The organism is Spirosoma humi (genome assembly GCF_054776575.1).
In genome coordinates this window covers 1,339,855-1,352,131 of sequence record NZ_BAAHBR010000008.1, presented here as the reverse complement: position 1 = coordinate 1,352,131, position 12,277 = coordinate 1,339,855, and the positions used below count along the sequence as shown (strand labels likewise).

8 protein-coding genes are annotated in these 12,277 nt (G+C 52.9%); all 8 read left to right on the top strand.

The window, feature by feature from the left end; translation table 11 throughout:
• The first annotated feature begins 37 nt into the window (after positions 1–37).
• Positions 38–3,028: a SusC/RagA family TonB-linked outer membrane protein gene (locus ACYU8Y_RS14280; RefSeq protein ID WP_460938295.1), complete on the top strand. Its 2,991-nt coding sequence runs from the start codon at positions 38–40 to the stop codon at positions 3,026–3,028.
• Positions 3,029–3,043: 15 nt separating this feature from the next.
• Positions 3,044–4,516 carry a RagB/SusD family nutrient uptake outer membrane protein gene (locus ACYU8Y_RS14275; protein WP_460938293.1) on the top strand — a complete coding sequence of 491 codons (1,473 nt, stop codon included), beginning with the start codon at positions 3,044–3,046 and terminating at the stop codon, positions 4,514–4,516.
• Positions 4,517–4,582: 66 nt separating this feature from the next.
• On the top strand, positions 4,583–5,557 hold the full coding sequence (locus ACYU8Y_RS14270; RefSeq protein ID WP_460938291.1) for a hypothetical protein: 975 nt from the start codon (positions 4,583–4,585) through the stop codon (positions 5,555–5,557).
• A 213-nt stretch (positions 5,558–5,770) separates the two neighbouring features.
• The gene (locus ACYU8Y_RS14265; protein ID WP_460938289.1) at positions 5,771–8,020 is read left to right on the top strand and encodes an outer membrane protein assembly factor BamB family protein; all 2,250 of its coding nucleotides are present in this window, start codon (positions 5,771–5,773) and stop codon (positions 8,018–8,020) included.
• Positions 8,021–8,042: 22 nt separating this feature from the next.
• Positions 8,043–9,047, top strand: coding sequence for a 2-dehydro-3-deoxygalactonokinase (locus ACYU8Y_RS14260; protein WP_460938287.1), 1,005 nt, complete (start codon positions 8,043–8,045; stop codon positions 9,045–9,047).
• Between the two features lie 46 nt (positions 9,048–9,093).
• The gene (locus ACYU8Y_RS14255; protein WP_460938285.1) at positions 9,094–9,747 is read left to right on the top strand and encodes a bifunctional 4-hydroxy-2-oxoglutarate aldolase/2-dehydro-3-deoxy-phosphogluconate aldolase; all 654 of its coding nucleotides are present in this window, start codon (positions 9,094–9,096) and stop codon (positions 9,745–9,747) included.
• A 206-nt stretch (positions 9,748–9,953) separates the two neighbouring features.
• Positions 9,954–11,249 carry an MFS transporter gene (locus ACYU8Y_RS14250; RefSeq protein ID WP_460938283.1) on the top strand — a complete coding sequence of 432 codons (1,296 nt, stop codon included), beginning with the start codon at positions 9,954–9,956 and terminating at the stop codon, positions 11,247–11,249.
• 4 nt (positions 11,250–11,253) lie between these two features.
• Positions 11,254–12,264 (top strand): 3-hydroxyacyl-CoA dehydrogenase family protein, encoded by a 1,011-nt coding sequence (locus ACYU8Y_RS14245; protein ID WP_460938281.1) that lies wholly within the window; start codon positions 11,254–11,256, stop codon positions 12,262–12,264.
• The last annotated feature ends 13 nt before the right edge of the window (positions 12,265–12,277 follow it).

Below are 12,277 nucleotides of genomic sequence, written 5' to 3'. Positions count from 1 at the left end.
GACTTTACAACCAAATTTCCTTAATAAACCTTTACACATGAAAAAAACTATAAAACTCTTTGTTTTGCTGCTGTTGCTGGGCCAAAGCTATGCCTTCGCCCAGAATGCCAGAGTAACCGGTAAAGTCACCGGTCCAGACAACCAGGGATTGCCTGGTGTCAACGTTCAGGTGAGTGGTACAACGGTGGGTACCTCCAGCGATGCGGACGGCAACTTTTCGATCAACGCGGCCAGCAATGCATCGCTGGTCTTCTCGAACATCGGCTATGTCAGTCAGACGGTACCCATCAATGGGCGCTCGGTGGTTACGATTCAGTTAGCGGAAGACCAGAAAACGCTGAACGAAGTGGTCGTCGTTGGCTACGGTACCCAGCGCAAAACCGACGTAACGGGGGCGTTGACGGCCATTTCTACCAAAGAATTTGCCCAGCAACCGGTTACCCGCCTGGATCAGGTACTGCAGGGACGCGCTGCGGGTGTGCAGGTAAGCCAGACAAACGGAGCACCCGGTGGCGATGCCCGGATTAGAATCAGAGGAGCGAATTCCGTCCTGGGCAATAATAACCCCCTGTATGTGGTCGATGGGTTTGTGGGCGCCGATTTCAACTTCGTAAACCCCAGCGACATTGAAACCATTCAGATCCTGAAAGATGCCGCATCGACCTCTATCTACGGCAGTCGTGGGGCCAATGGCGTTGTCATCATTACGACCAAGAAAGGGGCCAAAGGCCTTAAGGTCAACTACGAAGGCCAGTTCAGCACGTCGGAAGTCATCAAAAGGTACGATGTTTTACCGGCTGGCGAATTCGCCGAAATTGTCAATGCCCGCGCCACCGCTACGGGGTCCAACCTGCCCTTTACGACCGACCAGATCGCCCAGTTCAAACAGAATGGCGGCACCGACTGGCAGAGCCTGGTATTCCGGAATGGCTCTGGTCAGCAGCACCAAATTACGCTGTCGGGTGGCAGCGATAAAACGACCTTTCTGATATCGGGAAACTATCTGAATCAAAATGGTATCGTCAACAACAGTGGGTTTAAGCGGTACAATTTACGGACCAATATAAATACACAGATCAACGAGAGACTTTCGTTTCGACTGAATCTGTGGGCTACACGGTCACAAAATCACAACACGCTCGATGGTGGCGCCATCGTTCAGGCACTGGCCTGGGCACCCACTACGCCTGCCTACGGTGCGGACGGTCAGCCGACGTTTACCGACCCGATCGGTTCTGTTTACCGCAATCCGCTGGATTACCTGTACGATCAGTCGGTCAATGCGAACCGGAGCGGGATCAACATCAATGGTGGCCTGAATTATAAACTCCCCATTAAAGGACTGTCGATCGATCTGCAGTATGCCGTCAACTACCTGAATGCGCAGAACCTGAATTTAAACGGCAAGCGACTCTCGAACAACGTACCGACGGCAAGCCGCTATTCGGCGGAGCAGGTGACCCTGCAAAACACGAATAATCTGAATTACGACGTCAAACTAGGCAATCACTCGATCAACGCCGTTGCCGTACTGGAAACGCAGCAATTTACCAACCAAGACTTTACCGCCAGTGCATCAGGGTTACGGTTTCCGCAATTGGGCTACGACAACATTGGGGGCAACACAGCCGCTACCGTGGCGTCGAGTTATCAGAAATGGACCCTGCTGTCGTTGCTGGGGCGCGTAAACTACGGCTACAAAGACAAATATCTGGTGTCGGCGGCCGTCCGTCGGGATGGATCATCCAAGTTCGGCGCGGGCAATCGGTACAGTGTTTTCCCATCCGTGGCCCTTGGGTGGCGTTTGTCAGAAGAAGAGTTTATCAAGAAACTCAACGTATTCAGTAACCTCAAACTGCGGGGAAGCTGGGGGATGACCGGCAGCCAGGCCCTTGGTCCTTACTCGACGATATCGTCGTATAGCTCAGCCCAGGTTGCCTTCAACAACACAGCGGCTACATCCGGGGTAATTTTGGGTAACCCCGGCAATCCAGATCTCAAATGGGAAACCACCAAGCAGGTGGACGTAGGTCTGGAAATGGAATTCCTGAACGGACGGCTGCATATTGAAGCGGATTACTTTAAGAAGAACACGACCGATCTGCTCCTGAACGTAGCCATTCCGAGCTATGCCGGTGGGGGTACCCAGGCCCGAAATGTGGGTGAGGTTGAAAACAAAGGGTTTGAGTTTTCAATCGGCGGTACACCTTTGGTAGCGGGAAGTTTCCGCTGGGAGACGAATCTGAACCTGTCTACTTTACAGAACAAAGTACTCAGTCTGGGCGGGCTGCCCCGGCTGGGACAGGGTACGGGCGTCGGGGGTGGTATGTCGACCACGAACGAATTTATGCTGATACCGGGCGAGCCGCTGGGTTCGTACTGGGGCCTGAATTATCTGGGTACCTGGAAGCCCGGCGAAGCCGATGCAGCAGCCAAGCAGGGTCGCGTACCGGGCGATCCGCACTATCAGGATCTCAACGGCGACAACTCGATCACAACGGATGACTTTCAGATTATAGGCCGGGCGTTCCCGAAAGCAACGGGAGGCTGGAACAACACCTTCACGTACAAAGGGCTGACGCTGAACGTATTTTTCAACGGCGTATTTGGCGTCGATAAGCTCAACTATACCCGGGCGGCTGCCCTGTCAGGCGCGGGCGATGCGCGGCAGTTCATCCTGTCGGAGATTCGGAATTACTACCGGCCAGGCAATGAAACATCCGACGTTCCAGCGTTTACGAAAACGTACCAGCCCTTCACCCAGTCGAGCCGGTTCCTGGAAGATGGCAGCTTCGTCCGGCTGAAAAACGTAAGCCTTTCCTACACCGTACCGACCGGTTTCATACATAACAAAGCGAGCATCCGGGTATTTGCCAGCGCGACGAACCTGCTGACGATCACGAAGTACAAAGGACCCGATCCGGAGTCTGCCCGGGTCGGGTCGAATACCGATACAGCCATCGGTATCGACTACGGTTCCTATCCAAATGCCAAACAATATACGCTCGGTATAAACCTGGGCTTCTAAACTCCTTGATGAACCATGAAAAAATTAGTTATAGTTGGCCTGGCGGCCCTACTCACAGCAGGCTGCAAAGGATACCTCGAAGAAGATACAACCGGACTCTTATACGGTGGAAACGTTCTCTCGACGCAGGATGGCCTGGAATCGGCGCTGACCGGGGCTTACCGGGGCCTGGGCAACCAGTGGACCTACGGATTTCTTCACCCATCGGCCAATGCCGCTACCATCGGCAGCGACGACGTAACCACGCACCCAGCCAGCAACAAAGCCGACTGGCGTGAGTTCGACCAGTTTAACGTATCGACCACAAACCAGCGTTCAGGGGCGGTTTATACGGGTTGCTACAAAGCCATTCAGGGCGCCAACAACGTGATCAATAATTACTCGAAAACGGTCGGCACCAAAGCGACGATCGACGTTATTGCGGGCGAAGCGTATTTCATTCGTGGCTTTTCGTACTACTGGTTAACCCGGTTTTACGGCAATATCCCGTTGGTTACGGCTGGCGAATACTCGGCCAGTCTGCTCACCATCAAAAAATCGACGCCGGCCGAAGTCTACGCGTTGATCGTCGAGGATCTGAAGAAAGCCGAAACCATGCTGCCCAACACCCGACGCGATCCGGGTCGGCCCAATGCGGGGTCAGCCAAGGCATTCCTGGCCGACGTGTACCTGACCATGGCGGGCTGGCCGCTCAAGCAAACCGACAAGTATGATCTGGCTGCGGCCAAAGCCAAAGAAGTGATCGACAACCGGGCTACCTACGGTTTTGCGTTGATGCCGACGTTTGCTGCCGTTTTCGAAAACGATCCGGGCGTAGCGATTATTCCGGAGTCGGTCTTTCAGATCAGTGGCTTTACGGGGGGCAGCGGTACGGCGAATGCCACGTATGGCAACACGACCATGCCGGGTGAAGAAGGTGGCTGGGACGATATGTTTGCCGAACTTAATTTCTTCAAAGCCTTCCCCGCCGGTCCCCGCAAAGACGCTACTTTCCGGACGCAGTTTGGATTGGGTGCCACCACCATTCCCTGGGAGCAAAGCCTGACGAAACACCCGTATTACAAGAAATGGTACATCAAAGGCAATATCGTTACGTCCAGCATTTCGCTGCCATCCGTTATGATGCGCTACCCGCACGTATTGACCATTTATGCCGAAGCCAAAGCACGCGGCACCGGTGGCCCCGATCAGGCTGCCTATGATGCCTTAAATGCCGTTCGGTTGCGGGGGTTACCTACGGGAGCCAAGGCGCTTTCACCGGGAGATGGCCTCACGGCCGCCCAGTTTGCCGACGCCGTGGTGCAGGAACGCGCCTGGGAGTTTGCCTGCGAACGGACGCGCTGGTTTGACCTGATTCGTCTGGAACAGGTAGAAGCGGCCAATGCGGCTAAAAGCCCCGACGATCTGCAACCGATCAAGCCCATTACCAAGGCAAATTATTGGTTCACGCTGCCGTATACCGATACGTCGATCAACCCAAATTTGTAGGTAATTCGCCAACGTAGACCTATAAGGTTTCCAAAACCTTATAGGTCTTTATAAACACATACAACATTGAAAAAGGCAATCGTACTGACCATCGCAATTTTTGGCTTATGTGCCACAACGATGCCCCTGGCAGAGTGGCCGCAGGCAGGACTAGCCAATGGCGTTATTGAAACGACAGTATACCTACCCGATGAGCAGCAGGGATATTATCAGGGCACCCGCTTCGACTGGGCAGGTGCGTTCAGGAATCTAACCTACAAGGGGCACAGTTTTATTGAACAGTGGTTCGATACGTACGACCCTAAGATGCACGATGCCATCAACGGCCCCGCCGAGGAGTTCACGCCCCTTGGCTATGCCGATGCCAAGCCGGGCGAGACATTCGTGAAGATTGGCGTCGGGTCGCTCCGCAAAGCAGACGATAAAGCCTACTCGTTTGCAAGGCCTTTCGAGGTCGCCGATCACGGTAAATGGACTGTCAAATCCCACAGCGATCGGGTCGATTTTAAGCACGAATTGACTGCCCCAACCGGCTACGGATACCGCTACACAAAAACCGTCCGACTCACCAAAGGTAAACCTGAACTGGTACTGGAGCACCGTCTGAAAAATACCGGCAGCAAACCTATTCAGACAAGTGTGTATGACCACAACTTCTTTATCATCGACAAGCAGCCCACTGGCCCCACGGTCAACATTCAGTTCCCGTTCGAGGTGAAAGCGGAGGGAAAAGGATTTGGGAGCGTTATCCAGACACAGGGAAACCGGCTCTTTTATGTACGTGATTTAGAGAAAAAAGAACAGGTCTTCAGTGCCGGGTTACAGGGATTCAAGCCCGTTCCCGCCGATTATGACATCCGTATCGAAAACCAGAAGACGGGCGCTGGCGTCCATATCACCAGCGATCATCCCATGGAAAAATTAGTTTACTGGGCTTGCGCAACTACCTCTTGTCCAGAGCCCTACATACGACTGGAAGCCGCGCCAGGCCAGGAAGTGACCTGGAAGATTGTTTACGAATTTTATGAGAAAACGAAGTAGTGAATATCGAATACGCCAAAACCCGTTTGAACTTCCTAAAGATGAGCCATAGATGGTTTTTTTGTCATTCTGACGAAGGAAGAATCTCAAACTACCCTAGTTCACAAGTAAGGTAGCATCAAGATTCTTCCCTCGTCAGAATGACAAAAAAATGCCCGCCAAACAGTTCAAACAACACCCTTTTCCTTTACCCTTTAACGGACGCAACAGTCAATGAATTTTTTCCTAAAATCCTTACTTGGCCTGCTGGTTCTAGGAAGTTACGTACCCCTGAATGAGGATAAGCCATCGGCAAAACAGCCTCCGCAGAACAACGACTGGCCAACGTACGGGGGCAATGCAGCCGGAAATCGTTATTCGCATCTGTCCCAGATCAACACCCAGACCGTAAAAAACCTGAAGCTGGCCTGGAGTTATGATACCGGCGATAACAAGGACCCGTCACAACGGGGCATGGACATTCAATGCCAGCCCATCGTAGTAAAAGGGGTGCTTTACGGTACGTCGCCGAAATTAAAACTGTTTGCCGTCGATGCCGCCACGGGCAAGCAACATTGGCAATTCAATCCTTTTGCCGATCCCGAAAAAAAGCCCCGCTTTCACCCGGTCCGTGGGGTCATGTACTGGGAAGATGGAAACGGCGGAACGGACAAACGGATTCTATATACGGTAGGCTCGTTTCTGTACGCAATCGATGCCTCGACGGGTAAATTGATAGCGAGTTTCGGCAAAAATGGAACGGTCGATCTGCATGAAGGACTGGGCGATAAAGAAACGCTCGGTCACGAGGTCGCCAACCTGTCTATTCGCGTAACGACGCCCGGCGTTATCTACAAAGATTTACTGATTACCGGTTCGGCCGTCAATGAAGGGGGCGACGCTCCTCCGGGCTATCTTCGGGCGTTTAATGTTCGCACCGGGAAACTCGAATGGGTGTTTCACACCATTCCGCTGCCCGGCGAGTACGGTTACGAAACCTGGGGCAAAGATTCGTACAAAAAATTAGGCGGGGCCAACTGCTGGGCCGGACTAGTCGTCGATGAGAAACGGGGTATCGTGTATGCCGGTACGGGCTCACCTTCCGTCGATTTCTACGGTGGTGCCCGGCCGGGGCAAAATCTGTTTGCCAACTGCGTCATCGCCCTGAATGCCCTAACGGGCAAACGAATCTGGCATTTCCAGACGGTACACCACGATCTGTGGGATCGTGACCTCCCCTGTCCGCCAAACCTGATTACGGTTAAGCGCAACGGCCCCGACGGTCGGCCCAGGCTGGTCGATGCGGTAGCGCAGGCTACGAAAGATGGCTATGTCTTTGTCTTCGATCGAGACACGGGTAAACCATTGTTTCCGGTAAAGGAAGTACCCGTTGTTACGTCACCCGCATTGCCTGGTGAACAGCCCTGGCCCACCCAGCCCGTTCCAACCAAACCGGCACCGTTTGTGCGGCAGGAGTTGACGGAGAATGAACTTACGACCCGCACCCCCGAAGCCCATGCGTATGTGCTTGACCGCTACCGAAACAGCCGCCACGGCAGTAAATACATGCCACCCAGCCTGGAGGGCACGTTATTTTACGGCTTTGGTGGCGGGGCCGAGTGGGGTGGCAATGCCGCCGATCCTGATGGCATTTTGTATCAGAACGCGAATACCATGCTCTGGTGGCTGAAGATGCGCGACGTTCGGGCACAAGCCGATGGGGTAGCCCTTTCCAGAGGAGGAGCCTTATTCAATACCAATTGTGCGGCCTGCCATGCCGCGGGGGGCAAATCGGATGGAGGTAGTCAAACCGCGCAGGCTTACCCCAACTTAACCGACGTGGGCAAACGACTTACCAAAGAGCAGATTGCCGCTATCTTATCGACCGGCCGGGGCCGGATGCCTTCCTTTGGCCACCTTTCCACGGATGACCGGGAAGCAATCATTCGGTTTTTGCTGAAACTGGACACTAAACCAGCAACCACGACAGCGCTCAATGACAGCCATAGTTCGGTGGTGAACACGCCTACGCCAGAGGGGGCTGACTTCCCCTATAGCCCACCTTACTTAAATAACGGCAACACCCAATTTCGGGATCAGGATAATTATCCGGCCATCAAACCACCCTGGGGCACCCTGAATGCCATTAACCTGAACACGGGCGAATACCTATGGCAGGTGCCGCTGGGCGAGTACCCCGAACTGACCAAGAAAGGAATTCCGCCAACGGGTACGGAAAACCATGGAGGGCCCATTGTAACGGCGGGCGGCCTGGTCTTCATCGCGGCTACGTATGACGAAAAGCTTCGGGCATTTGACAAAAAAACGGGCAAAATTGTATGGGAGTACAAGCTGCCCGCCGGTGGCTTTGCTACGCCCATCACCTACATGGTCAATGGGAAACAGTACATCGCCATTGCCGCCGGAGGTACCCGCTATGGCCTGAAACCAGGCGGATCGTATGTCGCATTTGCATTACCGTGAGTCGAATAAAAAAGGAGAATCAATGAAAAACTATCTATTAGGTTGTGATTGGGGCACTTCCTCATTTCGTTTACGGCTCATAGACAGCGCGACCCTTCAGCTTATTGATGAAGTCACGTCGCAGGAAGGGGTAGCCAGCACCTTCAATAACTGGAAAGCAAACGGCGAAAACCAGGGTATTGCCAGAGAGCATTTCTTTCGTCAGCAGTTGACGCGGCAGATCAGTCTGCTATCCAGCAAAGCAGCTATTGACCTGACGGGAATCCCTATTGTCATTTCGGGTATGGCTTCCTCTTCCATCGGCATGGAGGAGGTGCCCTACGCCACCCTGCCGTTCCCAACCGATGGAAGTCGGGCCAGCACCAAACGGCTGTTGGCGCAGGTCGATTTTCCGCACACCCTTACCCTGATTTCGGGCGTCAGAACGCAGGACGATGTGATGCGCGGGGAGGAAACCCAGCTCATTGGCTTACTGGATTTGCTGGATACTTTACAGGTGGATGTGGATGAGTCGATCCTGATATTTCCCGGTACCCATTCCAAGCATATTTATATTCAGCAGCAGCAGGTTATCGACTTTCACACGTTCATGACGGGTGAGCTATTTAACCTGATGGCCTACCACAGCATACTGAAAGATTCTGTAGACCCTACCGACTTCAGTTCACTTTCAGATGATGACCTAACGGCCTTTACGTCAGGAATTAATGACGCAGACGCATCGGTTCTAAACGACTTGTTCAAGGTTAGAACGAACCAGTTATTCAACAAATTGACTAAGAAGCAGAACGCGCTTTATTTAAGTGGCCTTTTAATTGGCGATGAATTAAAAACACTCACCAGGCAACCGCAGTGGCAGTTGATTTTGTGCAGCGGCAATAATTTATACGAGTTGTATAAGCTAGCCATGGAGGTACTTCAGCTAAGCGACCGGACAACCACTATTTCGGCGAATCTGATTGATCAGGCAACCATTGCCGGGCAAATAAAAATAGCGCAAAATCACCTGATTAGTTTATCAAAGTAGGGGTTTCCAGCACAGCTATACCCATCGATACTTTACTTTCTTTCACATGAGCCAGCATACATTCTCCTGGGAGTTATTTTCAAAAGCGCCCATCGTCGGCATTATTCGGGGCCTGTCGGCGGAGGATATTGACCAAATTCTGCCGGTTTACCGGGCAGCAGGCCTGACAACCATCGAGATAACCATGAACACAGCGGGGGCCGCAACGAGTATTCGGAACGCGATAGACCGCCATCCCGAAGGCCTGAACATTGGGGCCGGAACGGTTTGTACGACCGATGACCTCGACCAGGCGCTAGATGCTGGCGCTCAGTTCATTGTCACGCCCATCACCGACAAAAAAGTCATCAAAGCCTGCGTAAAGCGGGGAGTGCCCATTTTTCCGGGTGCCTTCAGCCCATCCGAAATTTATAAAGCCTGGTCACTCGGCGCGTCGATGGTCAAAGTATATCCGGCCACGTCACTGGGACCCGAGTACATCAAGGATGTAAAAGCACCCCTGAACCAACTGAAGCTGATACCAACGGGCGGCATCAGTCTCGACAACATGGCCGCCTATTTTAAAGCCGGCGCCGATGGTTTAGGCATCGGCAGTCACCTGTTCGACAAGGCGCTTATTCAGGCGAAGAACTGGACCGGCCTGAGCGTTCATTTACAGGAATTTGTTAACCATATGCAGGTAGCTATGGCGCAGAAATGAAGTTTTTGTCATTCCGACGAAGGAGGAATCTTGAGAGTAATCGATACGCAAGATTCCTCCTTCGTCGGAATGACAAAAAATACTACTTCCGTAGTCCGTGAGGACACGGATCAAGGAAAGCGTAGCAACAAAGCTCTGTGTTCTCCATGTCTCCGCTTCGGTCCGATGTGGTCAAAAAATCCAGTATACCTTAAACCCTACCTCTTGTGACTAACCCCAGAACCACTAGTTACCGGTGGCTTATCGTCATCTTATTATTTACGGCCACCACCATTAATTACCTCGACCGCCAGATCATAGGTCTGTTAAAACCCATTTTAGAGGTCGAATTCTCCTGGACCGAAACGGATTTTTCCCGCATCGTTATTGCCTTCACGGCCGCGTATGCCGTCGGTTTATTGACATTTGGCTGGTTTATTGATAAAGTGGGAACAAAAGTGGGATATGCCGTCACCATCATCTGGTGGAGTGTGGCGGGTATGCTGCATGCGCTGGCCAGAAGCGCATTTGGGTTTGGCCTGGCCAGAGTGGGCCTGGGTCTGGGCGAGGCAGGTAATTACCCGGCCGCCGTGAAAACCGTGGCCGAGTGGTTTCCCAATAAAGAGCGGGCACTGGCAACGGGTCTGTTCAATGCAGGCACCAGTGTTGGCGTGGTCGTTGCCCTGCTTATTGTCCCCTGGATCTTAAGCAACTATGGCTGGCAGGAAGTATTCTGGATTACAGGAGCACTGGGGTTTGTCTGGCTGATTTTCTGGTTGCTGCTGTATGATGTGCCAGCCAGACAGAAACGCCTGTCGCCCGCAGAGCATACCTACATCGTCAGCGGTCAGGAAACCGAGAGCGGGCCTACCGTTGCTATAAAATGGTTCAAGCTGTTCACCCTCCCACAAACCTGGGCACTCATCACCGGCAAGGGGCTTATCGATCCGATTTACTGGTTTTTCCTGTTCTGGCTTCCCTCCTACTTTTCGTCTACATTCAAGCTGGATTTGAAAAAGCCCAGCCTGGAATTGATGCTCATTTACACCGCCACCACCGTTGGGAGCATTGGGGGCGGCTATCTGTCGTCCTGGCTGATCAAACGCGGATGGCCGACATTGAAGGCGCGCAAAACCGTGCTTATCGTTTTTGCCAGCTTAGAATTATCCATTATACTTGCTCAATTTGCTACGGATGTATGGGTAGCTGTGGGGCTGATTAGTCTGGCCGTAGCTGTTCACCAGGCGTGGGCAACGAACGTGTTTACGATGGCATCCGACCTGTTTCCGAAACAAGCCGTTAGTTCAGCCGTTGGTATAGCAGGCATGGCCGGCGCGGTGGGCGGAATTTTCTTTCCTATGCTGGTGGGCAGCCTGCTCGATTCGTACAAAGCAGCCGGGAATCTATCGGGCGGGTATAACCTGCTGTTCACGATTTGTGGCTGTACGTATCTGCTGGCCTGGACGATCATTCATCTGCTTACCCGTAAGCCCAAATTAGTCGATATCAGTCAACTCACGTAAGTACATGATCAACATAAACGAGCCACTTAATCCGGCATCAATTCCCGTGGGCGTCGTTGGGCTGGGCTTGATGGGCTGCAGCATCACCACCTGCCTGTTGCTGTCGGGCCATCCGGTGGTGGCCGTCGCCCCGCTACCCGTCGATATGGAAACGGCAGAGCCGCGCATTCGGGAGCATCTGGCAAAGGCCTGGCAGGAAGGCCTGATGACGAAGAACCCGGAAGAATACCTGAACCAGCTGACCATCACGGAGGATTATGGTCTTTTGAAGGACTGTCGATTAGTACTGGAATGCACGCTGGAAGACATTGCGATCAAGAAATCGGTCTATGACCGCATCGAAGCCGTCGTAGCCGATGATGCCGTTATCACCAGCAACACCTCCGCCATTCCGATTAGCCTGCTCCAGCGCCAGATCCGTTTGCCCGAACGATTCCTGGGTCTGCACTGGACTGAACCGTCGCACACAACCCGTTTTCTGGAAATCATCTGTGGCGACCTGAGCAATACCGAAACCGCCGACTGGGTTTACAATCTGGCTCATTTGTGGGATAAAGAACCAACCCTGGTGCGCAAGGACATTCGGGGATTCATCGCCAATCGACTCATGTACGCCATGTATCGGGAGGCTTTCAATCTGGTCGAAAATGGCTACGCTACCGTTGAGGATGTGGATCGTGCCTGCCGCAACAACACGGGCTACTGGATGACGCTGGTGGGTGTTTTTCGATGGATGGACCTGACGGGTGTGCCCGCTTACCATACGGTTATGAAAGATTTATGGCCCACGCTGAGCAACCAGACCGAAGTTCCCAAACTGATTGACGACATTGTCAAGGCGGGTGGCAAAGGCGTTCTGAACGCGCATGGTTTTTATGACTATACACCCGAAGAAGCCCGGCTCTGGAAAGAAACCTACGAGGAATTTAGCTATGACATTCGCCGACTGGCGCTGAAATATCCCGCCGATGTAGTGAAGAGGAAATTGGCTCAGGAAAATGATTCGAGAGAGTGAGCCTCCGTGAGGT